Consider the following 22,572-nt stretch of genomic DNA (forward strand, 5'->3'; position numbering starts at 1 on the left):
ATCAAATGAAATTTTCGCCAATCTTCTTGGCGTCAGTCACATACTCTTTGTATTTACTATTTGCACCTAACTTACAGATCAGCAGGACATCTCCGCTATCACTAATGAGATAGTCTTTAAGCCCTTGTACTACTACCAGTTTATTTGGCGGCATATTGATGAAGCAATCACTTGTTTCATACAACATTGCTTTACCTTTTACTGAGTTGTTATTATTGTCCTTTTCACTGATATCATAGAGGTTTTGCCAAGAACCAAGGTCCGACCATCCGAACTCTCCTAACACCACAAATACTTCATTTGATTTCTCCAAAATGCCGTGATCTATAGACACGTTTCTAATAAAACTATAGGCTTTTACAAGAAATTCAGCTTCTTTGTCTGTGCAAAAATAGACCGCTCCTTCCTCAAATACTTCCGCCATTTCTGGAAGATATTTTTCAAAAGCTTTGATTATGCTTTCATTTTTCCATACAAAAGTGCCCGTATTCCAAACGAAATCCCCACTTTCAATAAAAGCAGTGGCCAATTCCAGATCCGGTTTTTCAGAAAAGGTCTTTACTTTTTTAACCGTTTGTCCCTTTTCAGGGAAAAATTGTATATAGCCATAATTTGTGTCTGGCCGATAGGGTTTGATTCCAATGGTTATCAGATTTTCCACGGTCGAAGCCCCTTCCATGGCTTCATCTATGGCCTCAAAAAATGAATTTTCATTTAAAATCAGCTGATCCGAAGGGCTTACTAATACCTTTGCATTGGGATTTAGCTTTTGAATTTTATAACTCGCCAATGCTATTGAAGCAGCAGTATTTCTCCGCATGGGCTCCACCAGAATTTGATCCTCTGAAATATTGGGAAGCTGCTCTTTCACAAGTGGTAGATACCGCTTACTTGTGACGATAATGAATTGATAATTTTCAAAATGATTTTCATACCGGTCATAGGTCATTTGCAATAATGTCCGTCCAGTACCCAATAGATCTAAAAATTGTTTTGGCCTTTGACGCCTGCTAGAAGGCCAAAATTTAATACCAATACCACCTGCTAATATAACAATGTACCTGTCTTTTTCCTTCATGTCTATACGATACCTTCCTTCATCAAATCATGAATATGGATAAATCCAACCAATGATTCACCATCCGTCACCACAAGTTGGGTAATATTGTGAGTCTTCATTAACGCTGCGGCTTTTATTGCATATTCATCCACTAAAATCACTTTAGGGTCTTTTGTCATAATGTCTTTGGCTTTAATAGCTGACAACTCAAAATTATTTTGTAGCATTCTCCTTAAATCTCCATCCGTGATAATCCCCTGCAGCCTTTTCTCAGCATCCACGACTGCAGTAGCGCCCAGCCTTTTACTACTGATCTCTAGAATGACATCTTTTAAAGAGGCATTCTCTTCTACCTTGGGTACCAACTTTAGGTCAATTACATCTTTCACTTTCAAGTAAAGCTGTTTGCCCAATATGCCTCCAGGATGGAATCGAGCAAATGATTCTGCAGTAAATCCTCGAGCCGTAAGCAAACAAATCGCCAGCGCATCTCCCATGGCCATCTGAACGGTTGTACTGGTGGTTGGCGCCAGGTTATTTGGACAAGCTTCTTCTTCTATTCCTGTAAACAACACATAATCGGACTGCTGGGCCAAAAAACTATTGGCATTGCCTACTATACCTATTAGCTTGTTTCCCAATTGTTTAAGCATAGGTACCAAAAGCTTAATTTCAGGTGTATTACCACTCTTGGAAACACAAATTACAAAATCTTCTTTTTTAATCATACCCAAATCCCCATGAATAGCATCGGCAGCATGCATAAATAGAGAAGGAGTACCTGTAGAATTCAATGTTGCCACAATTTTATTTGATACGATAGCACTTTTACCTATTCCGGTAATTACTACCCTACCCTTACTTTTTAAAATATCCGTCACACAAGCCTCAAAATCAACTCCAATATGAGGGATCAAATTTAATAACGCATCGGCCTCGTTTTGAAACACATTTATTGCCGTGTTTTTAATATTTTTTAGTAAATTCAATTTTACAGCTGTTAATTGTTAGTTTTGTATACAAGGTAGGAAAGTTTTACCTTAAACATTAATAATTGACAGGGAGTAACTCATTAAACTATTAATGTAGTGGACAAAGAGGTAAAAGATAATCTAAAAAAAATATTTGGTTTCAATCAATTCAGAGGAAACCAACAGTTGATAGTGGACAATATTCTGAAGGGCAACAACACCTTCGTGATAATGCCGACTGGTGCAGGGAAGTCACTTTGTTATCAATTGCCGGCTGTTTCTAAAAGTGGAACAGCAATAGTCATTTCGCCATTGATAGCCCTGATGAAGAATCAGGTGGATCAATTGAATAGTTATGGCATTAACGCTCATTTTCTAAACTCTACCCTTAGTAAAACAGAATCCAATCGGGTAAAGGGAGAAGTCAGCGCCGGCCTAACCAAACTGCTGTATGTTGCTCCTGAGTCTCTGACAAAGGAAGAGAACGTTAAATTCTTAAAAAACGCAGACATTAGCTTTGTGGCCATTGATGAAGCACACTGCATCTCAGAATGGGGTCATGATTTCAGACCAGAATACAGAAAGATAAAATCAATCATTGCTCAAATTGGTGATAATCTTCCGGTAATCGCTTTGACAGCTACTGCAACGCCAAAAGTGCAGCAGGACATTCAGCGTAACCTTCAAATGGAGGAAGCGGACCTATTCAAGTCTTCCTTTAATAGAACCAACCTCTATTACGAGGTTCGACCGAAGGTTAAAAATGAAACAAAAAAAGAAATAATTAAATACATCAAGTCCCAGAAAGGTAAGTCCGGGATTATCTATTGTCTCAGTCGAAAAAAAGTTACTGAAATAGCAGAGCTATTAAAGGTAAATGGGATCAATGCGGCTCCCTATCATGCTGGACTAGATGGTCATGTGAGGGTTAAAAACCAAGATGACTTCTTAAATGAGGAGGTAGATGTAATCGTAGCGACGATCGCCTTTGGTATGGGGATAGACAAACCTGATGTCAGGTATGTCATCCACTACGATGTGCCAAAATCACTCGAAGGATACTATCAGGAAACCGGGCGCTCAGGAAGAGATGGGCTTGAAGGGCATTGTTTAATGTTTTATCGGTATGAGGACATTGTCAAATTAGAAAAATTCAATAAGGACAAGCCAGTCAATGAACGGGAAAATGCCCGAGTACTTCTTCAGGAAATGGCTGCCTATTCTGAAAGTTCTGTTTGCCGAAGGAGATTTCTTTTGCACTACTTTGGGGAAACATTATCCACGGATTGTGGCTTTTGCGACAACTGTAAAAAAACAAAGGAGACATTCGAAGGGCAAGACGATATTGTGAAAGCAATTAAAGCTGTCAAGGAGACTAATCAGCGATTTAGCATGGATCATATCGTTAGCTTCTTGAAGGGCGAAAAAAACGATTATATCCTAAGTTACGATCATGACAAGCTTCCCTCATTCGGTGCTGGTAAAGACAAAGATGAAATTTATTGGAAGACCGTCTTAAGGCAGGCTATGATTTTTGGTCTGCTTGAAAAAGACATTGAAAATTACGGTATCATTTTACTTTCTAAACAAAGTAACGCGTTTATTAAAAAACCTCATTCTGTTATACTAGGTAAAAATCATGATTTCGCTAAAATGGCAGAAACTGCTTCATCGGAAGAAATGAATAATATTGGTAAGGCTTATGATGAAAAGCTCTATGAATTATTAAAGTTAGAGCGAAAAAAAGTAGCCAAGTCAAAGAATTTACCACCTTATGTAATCTTTCAAGACCCTTCCCTGGAGGAAATGGCAACGATCTATCCTACCACCACTGAGGAATTGGCTCAAATAAACGGTGTAGGCACAGGGAAAGTCAGCAAATTTGGTAAATCCTTTCTCCGGCTAATAGAGAACTATGTAGAAGCCAATGATATCACAACTGCATCAGATGTAGTAGTAAAAACTTCCGGCATCCGGTCTAAAGTAAAAATCACAATTATTCAGCAAATTGACAGAAAAATCGATCTCGATGAAATTGCCAATAACCTGAACATTAGCATGAATGACTTGCTGCATGAGATTGAGCAAATAATCTATAGCGGCACTAAATTAAACATCAATTATTATATAGAAAACATCATGGATGATGAAAGAGAAGACATCCTCCAGGATTATTTTATGACGGCTGAATCAGACCATATCAGAGATGCTATGGCAGAACTTGAAGACGATGACTTTGCAGAAGAAGAAGTGCGGGTATACCGGATTAAATTCATATCAGATCACGCCAACTAAAAAAGAATTTATCAAATGAACATATTGCTTATAGGAAGCGGTGGCAGAGAAAATGCCTTTGCCTGGAAAATAAAACAAAGTGAAAAATGTGAAAATTTATGGATAGCTCCAGGAAACGCCGGCTCTTCGGCTTTTGGACAAAACATATCCATAGGTGTAAATGATTTTGAAGGCATAAAAAGCTTTTGCCTTGACAACAAAATTGACCTCTTAGTAGTAGGCCCTGAAGAGCCTTTGGTTAACGGATTGAGGGATTTTATGGCCCAAAGTCCTGAAACTTCCGGAATCCCCATAGTAGGCCCAGGAGAATCAGGTGCCAGACTAGAAGGAAGTAAGGATTTTTCAAAAAAATTCATGATGGCGCATGGTATTCCTACTGCCTCATACGCCACTTTCACCTCAGCTACATTACAAGAGGGAATTGATTTTCTAAAACAGCAAAACCTCCCCATTGTATTAAAAGCAGATGGTCTGGCAGCTGGTAAAGGAGTATTGATCTGCACTAGTTACGAAGAGGCGGAAAACAGCCTTAACGACATGTTGGTAGGTCAAAAATTTGGTGAAGCCTCAACAAGAGTCGTCATTGAAACTTTCCTTTCTGGCATTGAGCTTTCCGTATTTGTTGCTACAGATGGCGAAAGTTACAAGATCCTTCCGGAAGCAAAAGATTATAAAAGAATTGGAGAAGGTGATACCGGGCCAAACACAGGAGGGATGGGTGCCATTAGTCCCGTTCCATTTGCAGATAAGGATTTCATGCAAAAAGTCGAGGAAAGAGTAGTGAAACCAACAATATCAGGCCTTAAGAAAGACAATATTGATTATAGAGGTTTTCTATTTATAGGCTTAATGAATATGGAGGGAGAACCTTATGTCATTGAGTACAATGTCAGGATGGGAGATCCCGAAACCCAGGCAGTACTGCCTAGAATAGAAAGTGATTTCTTGGAGCTACTTAACGCCACCGCAAGCAAAACCTTGATTGACTACAAACTAGAGATTGCTCCTACCAAAACAGCTACCGTCGTAATGGTGGCTGGAGGTTACCCTGAAGCCTACGAAAAGGGTAAAGTCATCTCAGGTTTGGAAAAATCCAATATACAGCAAGCCATCACCTTTCATGCAGGAACCAAAAGCGATTCTGCTAACCAAATAGTCACGAATGGTGGCAGGGTTCTGGGTATTACTGGTTTAGGTGATACTGTCGAAAAGGCGATTGAAAATGCTTACCTAAGGGTAAGCGAAATTACATGGGAGAAAGCTAATTACCGAAAAGACATAGGACAAGACATCCTCCAATTAGGTAAATAACGCCCATATTCACGAGGAGGAAACTCCCTTAAATATATAGTATATATGTCAGGATGCACAAACTGCAGTACCGACTCCACCTCTGAGGGTGGCTGCCAAAACAATGGCAGTTGTGGTACCAGCGATTGTAATAAAATGAATGCCTTTGATTGGTTGTCCCATATGGGGATACCCGAGATAGATAAATTTGATATTGTTGAAGTAAAATTTAAAGGAGGAAGAAAAGAATATTTCAGGAATTCAGGACATTTACAATTAACTACTGGTGACCCGGTGGTGGTGGATGTTCCCAATGGGCATCACATTGGTTATGTTTCTTTACAAGGTGAACTTGTAAGGCTTCAAATGCAAAAACGGAAGGTTAAAAACGATGACAATATTTTAAGCATCTATAGAGTTGCCACTCCAAAGGATTTAGAAAAATGGCAGGATGCAAAAAACAGAGAAACCCCTACCATTTATAGAGGCAAGCAAATCATCGATGAAATAAAGCTTTCCATGAAATTGTCTGACGTGGAATACCAGGCAGATAATTCAAAAGCAACTTTTTTCTACTCGGCTGACGACAGGGTAGATTTTCGCGAACTCATAAAGCTTCTTGCCTCTGAATTTAAAATCAGGGTAGAGATGAGACAGATCAGTCTAAGGCAAGAGGCCGGCCGACTTGGTGGTGTGGGTGTTTGCGGTAGAGAGTTGTGCTGTTCTACATGGATTCACGACTTTAAAAGTGTAACCACTTCAGCGGCACGTTATCAAAACCTATCGCTCAATCCCAGCAAACTTTCAGGCCAGTGTGGTAGACTAAAATGTTGTTTGAACTTTGAGCTGGAAAGTTATTTGAGTGCCTTAAAGGACATTCCCAATATTGAGAAACCTTTACTGACTGAAGCGGGAAGGGCAAAACTTCAAAAAACGGATATATTTCGCCGATTGATGTGGTTCAGTTATAATGATGATAACAATTGGCACTCTATTGATTGTGACAGGGTGAAATCAATCATTGAGCAAAATGAGAAAGGAATTACCCCTTTTAACCTGCAACAGGACAAAGCTTTTGAAGGTGAATATGACAACAATAAAACAAATGAAGACCTTGAATTACTAGACAAGAAATTTGCCAACTCAAGGACAAAAAAGAAAAGGAAACCTAAATCTCGCAAACCAAATACATCAGGTAACGCTTCAGAAACTCCTCAGAGAACTCAAAATAATTCAGAGGAAAAACCACGCCATCCTAAAAACAAAAGGCCACATAGAAGAAACAACAAACCAGAAAATGCACAAGCAAAACCTGGAACTCCACCAAAGGAAATAGACCCTAACGCTCCAAAAGCTCAAGGAAATAATAGGAACAAAAGGAGGAGACCCAATCGAAACAAAGGTCCAAAAGGTGGTGATAACAAAGCTAAACCCGATGAAAAGTAAAAGTGTATTGGCCACAGCCCTTATATTGAACCTATTTTGGGTTATTACCGCTTGTAATAATGGTCGGGTATATGAGTCTTTTCAAGAACTGGAAGCATTAAAATGGGTTGTTTCTGATACCATTTCTTTCAAAGTAGATTCACTGGAAGAAAGTTCTGGGTTGTCATCTATCCTAAGTATCAGGTATGATGATAAATACGAGTACAATAATCTCTACATTCGATACCTTCTTAAGGATAGTGTCGACAAGGTCTTGGTAGATTCGCTGCTTAATATCCATCTTTTTGACCCTAAAACGGGAAAACCGCTTGGTCAAGGATATGGCAACAGGAGAATAAGGTATGACACCCTTCCAGGTGATGTCATCCAGCCCAATTCTACCTTTCAATTTATTCAATACATGAGAAAAGACACTCTTTCAGGTATAGAATCAGTAGGTCTAAAAATCAATTACGGTCAATAATACAGCGACCTTTTTAAGTCAGTATGGAGCTATCCTCACATTGGTAGCTCCATTTCATATTGCTCTTAGGTCTCAAAATCTTGGTTTATTCTCCAGATTGAGTTTTAACTTGAGCGATCTTGGTTTGCAACAAATCCTCTTTATCCAACCAATATTGTCTGCTGAATAAAAATACAATATTCCAATTTCTGGAAGTCAATAAACGTGGATGGTAGACAAAAGCTTCTTTTGAAGTTCTGGAGGAAAAGAAGCGTTGGTCATCGGTAAGAATAGCTGCCACAGCTTTTTCTTGTTCTTTTACTTCCAGATCCATCACTGCCGAATAGGGGTTTTCTACCACTTCATGATTACCGTAATTCCCGATAAGCCTGTCTCTAAAAGACCAATTCCGGTCATAACCTGGAGCATCAGGCCTCAGTTCTAAGGTAGCTTTGCCTTGCTGTACCTCATCAACAAAAACCAAATATTCTTTTAACAGTCTAATTCCGGCATTTTTCATGTGCCGCTCTTTGAAATCACTTGCCTTCAAACTGGAAATTAGAATATTTTGTTTCCTGGCTCTGGTAATGGCCACATTTAACCTGTTCTCGCCACCCTTTCTAGACAGTAAACCAAAATTGGCTGTAAATTTCCCTTCGGGATTTCTTGAATATCCTACTGAAAATACCACATGATCAAATTCATCTCCCTGGACATTTTCGATGTTTTTTATACGAATATTATCATCCTGAGCCAGGGTATCTTCCAAATCAATAAGATTTGCAATCAGCATCATTTGATGATAATTAAAAGTAATGACACCTATGCTGTCTAAAGGAAATTTAATTCTCAAACTTTGCAACTGAAACAGCACTTCTTCAGCTTCTAGCTTGTTGGTTTGGTTTTCCCATACGCCTTCTACTTTGATTAAATGTAGTCCATGCTCACCACTATTGAGGACTTTTCTATCTGGAAGCATGTATAGCTTTCCTTCATAAAAATTTCTGTTAGAAAAATCTATCAATGGTAAAGTTGCACTTCGGTAATGGGTTTGGAGGTGAAATGTAGGAAAATACTGCGTTACCATGTCCAGTAAAGAATCAATTTCCACTTCCATTGTATCTTCCTCCTCAGTTTGAATTCGGGTTTGGTAAAGATCATAAGGTTGAAGTTGTTGCCGGTCTCCTGCTATAACCACCTGTTTGCCTCTTAACATCAGAGGTAAACCCCTCTCGAAATAACACTGGCTGGCTTCGTCAAAGATTACCAAATCAAAATATTGCTCAAGTGGAAATAAAGCAGAGGCAGTTTCCGGAGAGGCAAGCCAGCAAGGAATAAGTCTAAATATTTCCTCCTTATAATGATCAATCAGTTTCTTAACAGACCAAATTTGGCGTTTCTTCCCTACCTGATGTGCCAATTCTCTATAGGAAATAAGATTGTTTAACCTATTGTATTCCAAATCAGTACAAATCCCCTCTCTCAGTCTCATTTCTATAATAAATCGGGAAATTTTCAATTTTTCTTCAACAGAATTCTCGAATTCCGATATATTACTTTTGATTTGAGGTCCATAGATCTCCTTCAAAACCGGGTATTTGGCTTCCAAATGACTTATCCAACTGATCTTCAGGCTGGACAAAAACATGGTTTTTAAAGCATCGTAGTCGCTGTCAGGAAATTCATCAATTAATTTCTCAATCACCTTCTTTTCCTCCTCAAGCATGCTATGCCTTAACTTATCGAAACGTGTTAATTCATCAATATCCTTTGGGAGACTACTTTGTATTTCTTTTAGTTTATCTTCATCTTCAGTGCTTAACAGGTGTTTTATTTGTATCTCTGTAAGGTATTCCCGCCAGGAAGAAAAATGATCCTCTACCCAATCGTTAATAACACTTACACCTTCCAGTAAATGCTGAAAGTGCTCGAATGAGAATTGTGTTTTGAAAAAATAGGAGGCCAGAACACCGAGCTCACTCATAATAAACCTGGCCTTCAATGCTTTGAGGTGCAATGCCGCTACTTCCTCAAATTGGTCAATCGTAAAGGGTTTATCAGGAAGCTTAATCCACTTTTTCTGTTCCAGAAGAGCATATTGATGGTTTAAGTTCATGCGGTTCTCCAACCTTTGAACCAAAATTGCAATGTCTTCTTTGTTGTTTTTTAATCCATTTTTCTCAAGCAGGGATTTAATTACCCCAAATTTATTTGGGGTAACTTTCATGGAAATTTTGCCATACAATGATTCCAGCTGCTTTGAATAATGGACAGCATGCTGCAATGTTTCCTCCACTTCCTGATTGCTGATGCCCCATTCCACACCTTCATCCATCAACAATTTTGTGATCATATCCACCTTATTCTCCAACCATAGCAGGTCCAATGTACCTGCATCATGGATCATGAGGGCCTTGAACTTTTCATAGATCTCCTGGTCACTGATGGACAAACTCAAGGCTTCTATTTTCTCTTTCTGCTGGAAGGATTGATAGATAAGCCCATATTCAAAAGCATCTGCCAGCATGGAATTCAAATCATTTTTCGCAGTGATCTTTACTGAAAAAAGCTCCTGAAAAGTAGCTGACGCACCTTTGATGGCTTCTGGTCCCATTGTGGAAAAATCCACTCTGTGCAGCCAAAATGAAGCCGCTACTTGAAATTTCTTGTAATAATACTGGTATTGCTCGAAGTCATTTAAAAACCCATCTAACTCATCAAGCCGAAAACACCTGTAAAACTGAGTCATGTCTATACCTACACTTTGGTAATCTGAAGTAAGGTAAAGTTCTTTTACTGGAGCCCCACAATCGCTGGTATCATATAAGGCTTCCTTATAAGCGTCAAAAAAATCAGAAAACCTTTCTATGTTCCGGCACATCTGGCTAAAATTTCGCTCCAGCTGTATCGCATCAATAGACCTGTTCAAGGCCTGGTAATTTTCAAGGGAACTGATTTGGTGATTTATTTTTTTATAGAGTTCTTTTCTATCTCCACGATAATCATGCACCAAAGCGGTGAAATTAGCCATCCCCTGGGAAGCTATACGCCGGTAGACAACATCGAGCGCGGCCCTCTTCTGGGACACTACTAACACCTTTTTGCCTCTGGAGGCAAAGTCAGCCACCATATTACAAATCAGCTGTGACTTCCCCGTCCCCGGAGGGCCCTGTACGACACAGGAATTGCCAGACTTCGTATGATGAATAACGGATTCCTGACTGGCATCTATCGGAAAGGTATTGTATAAATTACTTTCTGTAGTGGGCTGTGGATTGTCGGACTTATTTACAAAATACTCTGAAAATAATTCTTCTAAATTTACATGATCAGATTGCTTGATCAACTGCTCATAATCGTCCATCAAGAAAGAACTCTTTTGAGAAAACTGCCCTAAAATGGCATAGGGTTTTAATTTTAGCAAACCCACATCAAAAGATTCTTCAAAAAAGTCCCTGGAATTGTCAGGAAAAAAGTCCAGTTTGTCTTGATAAATTTCCCTACTAAAGTTTAACTCCACCTGATTTTTGAGCAATTGGTAAAGATCCGTTCGAAAACCCATCGGATCCTTGTTAAAATCTTCCAAAGATGCTTCCAACCATTCCGGATCAAATGGTTTCCCCATTGCCTGGCTATAGGCCAGTAATAAGGAGGGATTCAAAAATGGCAATTCGCCCACACTTTTCCTCAGGTACCAGGTTTTGTCTTCCAGAATAAGCTCCACTGGAAAAAAGACCAATGGGCAGCGCGTGAGTTGCCCATTTAAAAGTTTCCCCTCCACAAATGGCCAGCCTACGAATAAACTTTTCTCCCCGGTTTCTTCAATTGTATAGTTAACTTGCTGTTTCAGGCGTTTTAAGCGAACAGAAAGCTGGTTGACATTCTGATCCCGGCTATCCAAAACCTGGATTAGGGGAATATTTCTTTTTCTACCTAATAATTCTGTGATGTAAAAAAAAGATGCATGGTTATTTAAAAAATGGAAATCCTTCAAATCAATCATTTGGCTGGAAATGATTTTAGGAAGGAATATGGATCGATTATTAGAGGAGAGATCTACTAACCTATTCAAATAAACCCGAAGTACATCTTTTAGTTTAGACATTATTTAAAGGGTGAATCTTTTTCCTTAGCCATATGATTGTATACTATTGTATCCATTATTCCAGGTATCCATTTATTGAGGAATACGGCCATTTTGCCTTGACTGGTAAGTACCAAATCCCTTTTCTTTTTCCTTAATGCGGTAAGCATGGCCTCTGCCACTTCTTCAGCCGTCATCATTTTATCCTCTTCCCTAGGGGATTCACTTTGGCTGCTCCCGTCCCCTAGAAGTGCATTGTTCCTAATATTTGAGGCAGTAAAACCTGGACAAACTACCATAACATGCACACCTAACTTCATCACTTCTGTTCTCAAAGACTCGAAGAAGCCATTCATTGCAAATTTACTCGCCGTATAGGCTGTTCTGGCAGGTGTACCTCTAAAACCGTTTATTGAAGAAACACCGATAATGGCTCCTTTATTTTTAATGATTTCATCCATGCAAAATTTAGTGGCGTAAACAGTCCCCCAAAAATTAATGTCCATGACTTGATGAAACACTTTCAAATCCAATTCACGAAACAATGCCCTCATGCTAATCCCAGCATTATTGATCAATACATCAATTTTTCCAAAATGCTTGATCGCATCATCGGCCATTTGTTGGTTTTGTTCGGCAATGGCTGCATCACAAACACCACCTCCACAATCAACTCCTTCCTTTTGAAGCAGAAGTAATGTTTCATCTAATTTAACCCTGCTCCTACCGGTAATCCAAATTTTAGCTCCTGCTTTACCAAAAATAAGCGCACAAGCTTGACCAATTCCTGAAGTAGCTCCTGTTATGACCACTACTTTATTTTTTATTTCCATGTTTTTTATTACCAAGATACAATGCATTCTAAATAAAAAATGAGAAGTTCAATTTTTTGCCCAAAATAGTTGTTTTGGATTTGCACCAAAAAATGCGAACCTCTTATGTGTAATATTACATTGTTTTCACAGATTATTAAAAAAATTGACCGTTCAATTTTCAAGAAATTGGTAAAGGAAAAGTAAACCGATAAGGGCTGTAAGTACTGTTGCTAGGACTATTGGTATGGTTCCAGTTTTTAATGCGGATGCTGATTGTTATCAAAGAATGAAATATTGTAGTGGTGTGATGACAGTTTACAATTGTGATCCTGATTACTACAGCAGTGAAAATTGCAGTGCAGCTTATGAACAATGTAATCTTTGTGATTGTTGATTTAATTAAATGGCGTCCTTGTTAATTAAGACGCCATTTCTTTATAAAGCTAATATTTTCATTTCGCCTAATGGTAGGTTAACCACTTAATGGTTTTATCAGGGAAGTCTTTTTTCAAGTTTTAACTACCCGTTTTAAAATTTATTTGTTTAATTCTCTGATAAAAAATCATTTAAATATTTCTCAAAATCCTCAGGAAACATGGGGTTGTTTTTCATTTTTGCTATATCAATTATTTTGTCGTCTTTAATTGCGAAAATAAAACGATAATAGGGACGTGCTCCAAGGCCTTTTATTTTATTTGATTCTAGAAATTTGCTTTCAGGATCGTAAAAAACTGGCCAATAAAATTCTCTTTGTTTTAACCTTTCCTTTATTTTAATAGAGTCTTTTTTGTCAATGTAAAATAGAAATGCTATTTCCGGAAACTTTTCAATTGCCTCAGCCCATTTAATAAGGTGTGTAGAGGAACCATTTGAGTAAGAAACGATTTTATATTTATAATCATACCACTTTTCATCAAATTTTATTGAATCATTTAGTGAAAAAGTTTTTAAATCTTTTGGGTAGGTGATTTTATCCGGATTACTTGAACAAGAAGTGCTTAGTATCGCTGTTATTATTATTGACCATATAATATTTTTCATATTATTTTTATTTCGGGTATCATTTTTTATAAAAGTCTTTATATTTTAATTTTAAGTAGGTTTACTTTAATAATGTTGATAAACAACACAAAAAAAGATCCTAATGGATTGAATTTTGTGAAAAAATAGTTTGAAAATTGCACCTAATTATTTCCCAACAGGGTTAACTACTAAATTACAAGTTAAAAAATTAATTTGATAATTCAAACAAACTTTTCCCTGTTGGAAAGTTTAGGACAGCATTGACCCAGATATATAAAAGTTTGAAACCAAGAAGGACAATATTCAACCCTTTGACCGAAAATGATTAATTTTGTGACCTATGTCAAGAAAAATGAAGAATAAGGTCCTCGAGCAGTTAAAAATCGAAAGAATAGCTGCGGAAGGTAAATGTGTCGGACACCACGAAGGGAAGGTTGTCTTTGTAAGTAATGTGGCTCCTGGTGACGTTGTAGATGTCCGAGTTACCAAAGGTCGAAGCAGTTTCTTAGAGGCTGAGGCAATTAAAATTCACGAATACTCTCCAGACAGGGTTACTCCTTTTTGTGCCCACTTTGGTGTTTGTGGTGGTTGTAAGTGGCAGCATATCTCTTATGAACTCCAGATGACCTACAAAAGGCAACAGGTGATTGATCAGTTTGAGCGAATCGCAAAAGTGCCTTTGCCTGAGGTAATGCCTATTATCGGTTCTGCAAAAACCCAATACTATCGAAATAAATTAGATTTCACTTTTTCTAACAACAGATGGCTCACTAGGGAAGAAATTGACTCAGGCGAGGTATTTGAACGGAATGCCTTGGGTTTCCATGTTCCCAAAAGGTTTGATAAGATAATTGATATTGACCATTGTTATTTACAAGACAATATTTCCAACGATGTCAGAAATGAACTTGGCGATTTTGCTTTAAAGGAAGGCTTGTCATTTTATGACATAATAAATCAAACGGGCCTTTTACGTAACCTTATCATTAGAACCACACTCGATGGACAGTCCATGGTCATCGTTCAGTTTGGAGAAGATGATCAGGAGGGTATTGCTAAAGCAATGGAATTTCTTCACCAACGTTTCCCCGACATCACTGCATTGATGTACATTGTCAACCTTAAGAAAAATGAGACTTTTCAGGATCTAGAGGTTCAAACCTACGCGGGAAGAGATTATATTGAAGAAACCATGGAAGGGCTGAAGTTTAAAATAGGCCCCAAATCCTTTTACCAAACCAATTCATCCCAAGCATACGAGTTATATAAAGTCGCAAGGGAATTTGCTGAGCTAAGTGGTGATGAAGTAGTTTATGATTTGTACACTGGTACAGGTACCATTGCGAATTTCGTTGCTAAAAATGCAAAACAGGTTATTGGCATTGAATATGTTGAACCTGCCATAGTTGATGCCAAGGGGAATTCACTCCGCAATGGCATTGACAACACGCTGTTTTATGCTGGAGACATGAAAGATGTGTTGGATGATGAATTTGTCGCCAACCACGAAAAACCGGATGTGATAATCACTGACCCCCCTAGAGCGGGTATGCATGAGGATGTGATAAACATGCTGTTACGCCTTGAAGCAGGGAAAATCGTTTATGTAAGTTGCAACCCTGCTACTCAGGCAAGGGATGTTGCATTGCTAGCCGAAAAATATGAAATTATCAAAATTCAGCCTGTGGACATGTTCCCACAAACCTATCATGTTGAAAACGTAGTTTTACTAAAATTAAAAAATCAAAGATGATCAGCAACGAAAATGACCCTGAACTCAATGGGAAATACTTGGGGACCATTAGCAGTGATTTTATAAAAATTAGCGATACCCTTAAAGAGGCTGCCTATCAGGTGCGGCAACGGAAGTTTTCAGAATACCCTATCTTTCCAATTAGTAAGGAAGAGCAACCGATAGGGCAACTGTTTCTAAGTCGAAAAGAAAAGGCAATAGACTGGAATTATTACATCACCTACCTGGATGAATTTATTCAACGAGGATTAATTAAAGAGGAAGGAGTGGAACAATTTAAGGCGTCATACAAAGATCCTGATGAATTCTGTTGTCTTTTTGTCGTCGATGAAGAATTCACCAAGTTTTTATACATCCCTTATCCAGAAGAGTAAGGGATGTCCCCTATAATTCACTCAAGGCAGGGCTCAAAAATGAGACCAGCCTTGAGCTTTCAATGGTACGGCAGAACCGCTTTTACTGACAAGGTACTTGCCACTTTCTTTTTCCGTCACATGCCCTATAAAATGGATGTCAGGGTGTTTTTCCAGTTTCTTAAAATCATCCTGGCTAATGGTGAACAAAAGTTCATAATCCTCACCACCATTTAAAACACAAGTAGTAGGGTCCATGTTAAACTCAAAAGCCGTATCATAAGTTTGCTTATCGATAGGTAGTTTATCCTCATAAATGGCCACTCCTACATCCGAAGCTTTGCAGATATGAAACAATTCTGATGCTAAACCATCTGAAATATCGATCATGCTTGTAGGTACTAGTCCCAACTCTTTAAACTCATGAATGATATCCATTCGGGCATCTGGTTTTAATTGCCTCGATGTGATATAAGGATATTTTTCAAGGTCAGGCTGCATGTTAGGATTGGATAGGAAAACCTCCTTTTCACGTTCCAACACCTGCAAGCCTACAAATGCACCTCCTAAATCTCCTGTTGCGCAAATAATATCATTTATTTTAGCGCCAGACCTGTAACTTATCGCTTCTTTTTTCACTTCTCCTATAGCGGTAATACTTAGGACCAAGCCTGACCTGGAGGAAGTAGTGTCTCCTCCTACAATATCCACATTATAATGTGCTGCGGCTAGCTTGATCCCTTCATAAAGTTCTTCGACAGCTTCTACAGAGAATCGACTTGAAAGCCCAATACCTATTGTTATCTGAGTTGGAATAGCATTCATTGCTGCGATATCACTTACGTTCACAGCAACTGCCTTAAAGCCAAGATGCTTTAAAGGAGTATAGGAAAGGTCAAAATGAACACCTTCTAAAAGCAAATCTGTAGTCACAACGCGAAGATCATCACCCTCTCCTATCACTGCTGCATCATCTCCTATTCCCTTTATGGAACTGGGATGATTGTTTTTTATATCCTCACTGATCATATCAATAAGTCCAAACTCTCCAAGTGTCGAAATTTCAGTCCTTTTTTCCTTGTTCATAGCATTTTATTTCTGGTAACAAGCCCTCCAATTAAGAGCAATAAATTTCCAGCACAAAAGTACGATTTATTTGTGAGCTGTGCCATTTCATTAATATCATTCTTAAGCAGGTACTGCAAATTGAAAGTTCAAATATTATTACTCCTTCCATAGGAAATAGTCTTGCAACAAATTCTAAACAAAGATTCCCACCCACCCTATTAACCATCTGAGATAATACCCATAAATAAATATGACACTTAATTAATTGACTTAAGGCACAATTAATTAAGTCGGTTCTTATTTAATAGTTATAACCTAAAATTCAGTTCCTGCCAAATGAGGAATAAACCTCCACTACAGCCATAGCAAGTATTCCATTTTGATTTGTTAACTTTGGGGCATAATTCAATAGGAATAATGGAATTAATTTCCAACATTACTGGTTAATTGTCGTTAAATGAATAGGGTATATAAACTTGAAAAAATATGATCATCATTTCAGATAAAGCCAAGGATCGTATCCTTGAACTTAGACAGGAAGAAAACAGGAATGAAGAAGAAAATATAAGGGTATCTGTCAAAGGAGGAGGTTGTTCTGGCTTAATGTATGACTTAGGTTTTGACAATGCTACCTCGGATTCAGACCATGTTTTTGAAGATAAAGGAGTAAAAATAATTGTGGATAGAAAAAGTTTGCTATATCTCGCAGGCACCACTTTAGAATTTAGTGATGGATTAAATGGCAAAGGATTTCAATTTGTCAACCCAAACGCATCAAGAACATGTGGTTGTGGGGAAAGTTTTTCCATTTAATTATCAAGGAACAAATACAAGCCTAAAATATGGATTTCAATATCCTGTTTTAGGCTTTTTGATTTTTTTTCTATGAACTTATTGTCTCAAAATTAGGGTAACTATTTTTTTCTCCAACTTGCTTTTGGCTGAGGAGAGTCTCTTGAATCCCCATCTATTATGTTAATATCAATAGAATCAGACTGTTTTTTGGATGCCTCACCACAGGCCTATATCACTTAAGAAGTGACAATTAAACAACTGTTTTTGAGGTATTTACACCTCCTATTAAAATGTCAATGCATACTACTGATCTAACAAAAAGCCCTTACCCAGACCTATAAATGGTTAGGCTGGTTTTATCTAAATCCCGAGGACTGCGACATTCAAAATTTAGACACATTACTTTAAAACGGTTAGGTTAAGTAAATAACTAAATGCTATAATCCACACATAACTAACACTTTAAGCTATTAGATTTTTCAGGAAATAAAAATCCATAAATCAATATAATTCAGGATGGATTATGCCAAAGGTTAAATTTTTTACTACATTAGTACCAGTTTAACAATTAAAAGACCCCCAAACCTTATTTAAAGTCCTTCAGATCAATAGGATTTTCTTATCACCTAATTACCCTTTTTTATCCACCAGTTTATTTATGAAAAGCAATATTTCTATTGTATTGGTTTTGTTATTGGTAACTCCATTATTAGGATTGGCTCAAAACATAACAATTTCCGGAAAAGTTATTTCGGATGAAGATGGAATGGGAATTCCAGGGGTGAGTATTGGCACCAAAGAGTCTGGGAAATCTACTGTCACAGATATTTCAGGTCATTACCAATTAACCCTGGATAGCAAAGCAACCATCGTTTTTTCTTATTTAGGCTTTATTCCGCAGGAAATTCTAGTTGAAAATAAAAGGGAAATTAACATTCGCCTTGTTCCTAACCTAAATACGCTTGATGAAATCGTAGTGGTAGGATATGGAAGCATAAATAAGTCGGACCTGACGGGAAGTGTCTCCATAATTGATGGGGACGAAATTGCCAATATCCCAGTCCCCAATTTTCAGGAAACCCTGCAAGGAAGGCTTCCAGGTGTTTTTGTAGCCTCATCTAGCGGAAAATTGGGTGATGGTGTAAAAATAAGAATACGAGGCACTACTTCCATTTCTGCTGGTAACGACCCCTTATACATTTTAGATGGAATTCCCGTAACTTCGGCAGGTAGCCTAGACAACAGCAATCCTATGTCTATGATCAATATTGGTGACATCGCATCAATCAATGTATTGAAAGATGCTGCTGCAGCTTCGATCTATGGCGCCAGGGGATCAAATGGCGTAGTGGTCATTACTACAAAAACAGGCAGTTCAGGAAAAACAAAATTCAATGTAGGAATTCAGAGAGGCATCAGTAGCCCTACCCGTAAAAAGGATTTTTTAAATGCGAGCCAATACGTAGAATTGTTTCGTGAAGCAGGTTATAATAATGATCTGGCTGCTAATAAAGATCCTTTGAACAACCCATTAGAATATCCTGATTCAGGCCTTCAATATGTAGAAAATCGTTTGGACCAGTATGCAGGCCATTCAGACTGGAGAGATGGAACTATCAACACCAATTGGCAGGACCAGGCTTTCAATGGAGACGCTGGAGTAACCAATGTGAATTTTTCAGCTTCAGGCGGGGATGATAAAACAAGGTTTTATTTATCAAGTGCTTATGACAAGCAAGAAGGTATTTTGATCCGTAATGATTTTGAACGGATCTCTGGCCGACTTAATCTCGACCATAGCGTTTCAGAAAACTTTAAGTTCGGTGCAAATTTCAGTTTGACGAGAACTGTTACCAATACTTTGCCTAGTGACAATCTTTTTAACAGTCCCATGCAACTGGTAGCCTTGGCTCCCATTTCTCCAATCAGGGATTTGAATGGAGATTTAACTGACCGTCCCACCACTATTTATTACAATAATCTAATAGACTCTGAAAATTCCAATTGGTCCACCACAAGCTTAAGAAACATCAACAGTATTTTCGGAGAGTTGAATATCGTTAAAAACCTTACTTTCAGATCCGAATTTGGCATAGACAATCTCGTACAGAACGATGACCGTTATTTCGGATCACGTACGGCAACAGGACAAAGTTCAAATGGTTACGGATCGTCTCGCTGGTTAAAAATCGCTACATACAACACCAATAATTTCTTTACTTATCAACCTTTCCTTCAAGGCCCGCATAAACTGGAAGCAACTTTGGGCATGTCTTTTCAAAAAAGTGAAAATAGATTCACAAGTGTAGACGGTCAGGAATTTCCTTTGGATGGCCTTACTACTATTAAATCTGCTGCAGAGATTGTTGATGGTGTATCTACACTTACAAACGCCTCTTTCCTTTCTTACTTTACCCGCATCAATTATAAATTGGACGGCAAGTATTTACTCGCCCTAAGTGCAAGATATGATGGCTCATCCAGATTTGGGGACAGTAAAAAATACGGTTTTTTTCCTGCTGCTTCCTTAGGATGGCTTGTCAGTGAGGAGGACTTTCTTAAAGACAATAACTATCTAAGTTACTTTAAGGTTCGTACTTCATTCGGTATTACCGGCAATGCACTGATTGGTGATTTTGACCACTTGGGATTGTATGAACCTTTACCCTATGCCCTTACTCCTGGCTTATCGCCTACTCAAATAGCCAATCCAAATCTGACCTGGGAAACGACGCAACAATTTGATGTCGGATTGGAGTTTGGCCTTTTTGGAGGCCGAATTTCTGGGGAAATAGATTTTTATAATAAAATTACCCGGGATCTGTTATTGTTGGTTCCTGTTCCCTCCACTACAGGATTTTCCACGCAAAGGCAAAATATTGGGAAGATGCAGAATTATGGGGCTGAAATATTCCTTAACACAATCAACTACACCAATAGTAACCTAGTCTGGAAATCTTCTTTCAATTTTGCTAGAAATATCAACCGCGTACGAGCCCTTTCGAAGGACCAAACTGCAATCCCTCCACCCTATTCAAGTTATCTGAATGGTATTTATGTCGATCAACCCATGGCCGTGTTTTTTGGACCAAAATACGCTGGAGTAGATCCGGCAACTGGAGATGCACTTTATTTCAAGGACGAAGTGCAGATAGAAACGACCAGTGATTACAATACCGCTGCCCGTTTATTTCTAGGAAGCCCAAACCCTGATTTCATTGGAGGTTTAACAAATGATTTCTCTTATAAAAACCTGGATTTGGTTTTTCTTTTGCAAGGAGTTTATGGCAATAAAATTTACGAAGCCGCAGGTGGATATTATGCCAATAATGGCTATTGGTTTGACAACAATACGGCGGAACAAATGGAAAGATGGCAAAAACCTGGTGACCTAACAGATGTCCCTCAAGCTCGGTTGGGTAAATGCAACGGCTGCAGTGCCTCAAGCAGGTACATTTCCGACGGAAGCTATCTTAGGCTAAAAACGGTATCGCTGGCCTACAACTTCCCTGAAAAATGGAATGAGAGGTTAAAAATCAGCCATGCTAAAATCTATATTATGGCACAAAATCTTCTGACATTTACAAGATACAATGGTTGGGATCCCGAAGTAGGAACAGAAGCCTTGTCCAACAATTTTGCCAATGCCAATTTATTTCAAGGAGTAGATCTCTATTCTGCCCCGCAGGCTAAAACATACTCCATAGGATTAAATTTAGGATTTTAAACATGTCAAATATGCCATCAAAAGTCTTTAATATTCCGATTATACTTTGTCTCAGCTTTTTTACTGTTTCCTGTGACGATCAACTGGATTTAAAGCCGGCCCAGGAAATAGATGAGCTCACTGCTCTCGATACTGATGCCAATATTAAACGTGTCCTTATAGGAGCCTATGCAAACCTCAGAAAATCAGATTTATGGGGAGGTAGAATTTTTCTTTACAGCGAAATGCTAGCTGCAAATAATGAAATAAGATGGGAAGGCACTTTTACCCAACCCAGAGAAATGTTAAATAAAAGCATTTTAACGAACAATACATTTGTAACAGACACCTGGCTCACAGCCTATAGCACCATCAATATTACCAACAACATCCTTAGTGCAATAGCTATAGTTAAGGAAGAAGATCAAGATAGAGTAAAAGGTGAGGCATTGTTTATTCGTGGAGTCGTGTATTTCGAATTGACAAGGTTTTTTGGCTTACCTTATGTGTCTGGAAATCCAGAAACAAATCTGGCCATCCCACTGATCCTGGCACCTTCCAGAGGTGGTGAAAATAGCGGGATTGTTGAACGACATTCCGTAGAGAAGGTTTACCAACAAATAGTTGAGGATCTGACCAATGCAGAACAGTTATTACCAGAAAGCAACGATATTTTTGCTACCAGATACGCCGCTTCTGCCATGCTTTCAAGAGTTTACTTACAGATGGCGGATTTTGCTTCAGCACGAGATGCTGCCAATCGAAGCATCGACCTGGCCATTGCACAGGATAAAAAACTCATGCCAGATTACATGGATGTTTTTAACAATGAATCTGATTGTCCCGAAGATTTATTTACCATACAAGTCAATGCGCAGGACCCTGAGAATGCCATGCATCTTTTCTATTCCACACCTGAGTTTGGAGGCCGAGATGGGGATGTAAGTATTATGCAAAATCATTTAAATCTTTATGAGACTGGAGACGATCGTTTATTGCAATACCAAGAAAGAGCTGGAGCGATACGAACAGATAAATGGAGGGAGCAGTATACAAATGTGAAAATTATAAGATTGGCAGAATTGTACCTGACACGTGCTGAAGCGAACTTTCGTGAAGGAACAAGTGAAGGCGCAACGCCCTTAGAGGATATTAATAGAATAAGAGGAAGGGTTTCGCTGCTTGAGAAAAGCAGTCTCAGTCTTGAAGACATACTAAAAGAGAGAAAATTGGAGCTGGCGCATGAGGGGCATAACTTGCATGACATTAAACGAACCAAAGGAGTTATAGTAGATAATAATACCCCTGACCTCAGTTACTCTTTTGATGATCCAAAATTAATTTTTCCCATTCCTCAAAGAGAGTTATCGGCTAATTTTAAACTGATTCAAAATCCTGGATACTAGAATTATTTTAACTAATTCGAAAATGTATTTGGTTGCAGCGATCTTTTTCTAAAACCTTTTCCATT

15 protein-coding genes are annotated in these 22,572 nt (G+C 38.4%); 9 read left to right on the forward strand and 6 right to left on the reverse strand.

Annotated features, from left to right (window positions below; genetic code table 11):
* Position 1 precedes the first annotated feature (1 nt).
* Both AC0L7T_RS23130 and AC0L7T_RS23135 read right to left on the reverse strand, forming a co-directional pair.
* The gene (locus AC0L7T_RS23130; protein WP_473338734.1) at positions 2-1,078 is read right to left on the reverse strand and encodes a mannose-1-phosphate guanylyltransferase; all 1,077 of its coding nucleotides are present in this window, start codon (positions 1,076-1,078) and stop codon (positions 2-4) included.
* Between the two features lie 2 nt (positions 1,079-1,080).
* Positions 1,081-2,049, reverse strand: coding sequence for a KpsF/GutQ family sugar-phosphate isomerase (locus AC0L7T_RS23135; RefSeq protein ID WP_473338735.1), 969 nt, complete (start codon positions 2,047-2,049; stop codon positions 1,081-1,083).
* Positions 2,050-2,148: 99 nt separating this feature from the next.
* Between AC0L7T_RS23135 and recQ the strand changes: the two genes are divergently transcribed.
* Genes recQ through AC0L7T_RS23155 form a run of 4 tightly spaced genes read left to right on the forward strand, consistent with a single transcriptional unit; the run spans position 2,149 to position 7,525 of the window.
* Positions 2,149-4,326, forward strand: coding sequence for a DNA helicase RecQ (gene recQ, locus AC0L7T_RS23140; RefSeq protein WP_473338736.1), 2,178 nt, complete (start codon positions 2,149-2,151; stop codon positions 4,324-4,326).
* 15 nt (positions 4,327-4,341) lie between these two features.
* Positions 4,342-5,637 (forward strand): phosphoribosylamine--glycine ligase, encoded by a 1,296-nt coding sequence (gene purD / locus AC0L7T_RS23145; protein ID WP_473338737.1) that lies wholly within the window; start codon positions 4,342-4,344, stop codon positions 5,635-5,637.
* 45 nt (positions 5,638-5,682) lie between these two features.
* Positions 5,683-7,062, forward strand: coding sequence for a PSP1 domain-containing protein (locus AC0L7T_RS23150; RefSeq protein WP_473338738.1), 1,380 nt, complete (start codon positions 5,683-5,685; stop codon positions 7,060-7,062).
* Positions 7,052-7,525 (forward strand): gliding motility lipoprotein GldH, encoded by a 474-nt coding sequence (locus AC0L7T_RS23155; protein ID WP_473338739.1) that lies wholly within the window; start codon positions 7,052-7,054, stop codon positions 7,523-7,525. Before AC0L7T_RS23150 ends, AC0L7T_RS23155 begins: the two co-directional genes overlap by 11 nt.
* An 85-nt stretch (positions 7,526-7,610) precedes the next feature.
* Here AC0L7T_RS23155 and AC0L7T_RS23160 read toward each other — a convergent pair whose 3' ends face one another.
* The 3 genes from AC0L7T_RS23160 to AC0L7T_RS23170 all read right to left on the reverse strand — a co-directional run bounded on the left by AC0L7T_RS23160 (position 7,611) and on the right by AC0L7T_RS23170 (position 13,444).
* On the reverse strand, positions 7,611-11,609 hold the full coding sequence (locus tag AC0L7T_RS23160) for an AAA domain-containing protein (protein WP_473338740.1): 3,999 nt from the start codon (positions 11,607-11,609) through the stop codon (positions 7,611-7,613).
* Positions 11,609-12,421 carry an SDR family oxidoreductase gene (locus AC0L7T_RS23165; protein ID WP_473338742.1) on the reverse strand — a complete coding sequence of 271 codons (813 nt, stop codon included), beginning with the start codon at positions 12,419-12,421 and terminating at the stop codon, positions 11,609-11,611. Before AC0L7T_RS23165 ends, AC0L7T_RS23160 begins: the two co-directional genes overlap by 1 nt.
* A gap of 525 nt (positions 12,422-12,946) precedes the next feature.
* Positions 12,947-13,444, reverse strand: a complete 498-nt coding sequence (locus AC0L7T_RS23170; RefSeq protein ID WP_473338743.1) for a hypothetical protein — start codon at positions 13,442-13,444, stop codon at positions 12,947-12,949.
* Positions 13,445-13,766: 322 nt separating this feature from the next.
* Here AC0L7T_RS23170 and rlmD point away from each other — a divergent pair, with 322 nt between their 5' ends.
* Both rlmD and AC0L7T_RS23180 read left to right on the forward strand, forming a co-directional pair.
* Positions 13,767-15,179, forward strand: coding sequence for a 23S rRNA (uracil(1939)-C(5))-methyltransferase RlmD (rlmD, locus tag AC0L7T_RS23175; protein WP_473338744.1), 1,413 nt, complete (start codon positions 13,767-13,769; stop codon positions 15,177-15,179).
* Entirely contained in the window at positions 15,176-15,553 is a 378-nt protein-coding gene (locus AC0L7T_RS23180; protein WP_473338746.1) for a hypothetical protein, read from the forward strand. The genes rlmD and AC0L7T_RS23180 overlap by 4 nt, the downstream gene beginning before the upstream one ends.
* Before the next feature lie 33 nt (positions 15,554-15,586).
* Here the strand turns inward: AC0L7T_RS23180 and thiL are convergent, their stop codons facing one another.
* Positions 15,587-16,618: a thiamine-phosphate kinase gene (gene thiL / locus AC0L7T_RS23185; protein ID WP_473338748.1), complete on the reverse strand. Its 1,032-nt coding sequence runs from the start codon at positions 16,616-16,618 to the stop codon at positions 15,587-15,589.
* 468 nt (positions 16,619-17,086) lie between these two features.
* On the opposite strand from thiL, the gene AC0L7T_RS23190 reads away from it, so the two are divergent.
* The 3 genes from AC0L7T_RS23190 (at position 17,087) to AC0L7T_RS23200 (ending at position 22,507) form a co-directional block, all read left to right on the forward strand.
* Complete coding sequence (locus tag AC0L7T_RS23190; RefSeq protein ID WP_473338749.1) at positions 17,087-17,413, forward strand: HesB/IscA family protein; 327 nt, start codon at positions 17,087-17,089, stop codon at positions 17,411-17,413.
* Positions 17,414-18,053: 640 nt separating this feature from the next.
* Positions 18,054-21,122, forward strand: coding sequence for a SusC/RagA family TonB-linked outer membrane protein (locus AC0L7T_RS23195; protein WP_473338751.1), 3,069 nt, complete (start codon positions 18,054-18,056; stop codon positions 21,120-21,122).
* An 11-nt stretch (positions 21,123-21,133) separates the two neighbouring features.
* A complete protein-coding gene (locus AC0L7T_RS23200; protein WP_473338752.1) occupies positions 21,134-22,507 on the forward strand; it encodes a RagB/SusD family nutrient uptake outer membrane protein in 1,374 nt (457 codons plus the stop codon).
* The last annotated feature ends 65 nt before the right edge of the window (positions 22,508-22,572 follow it).

The organism is Cyclobacterium sp. 10D3-21, from assembly GCF_055809755.1.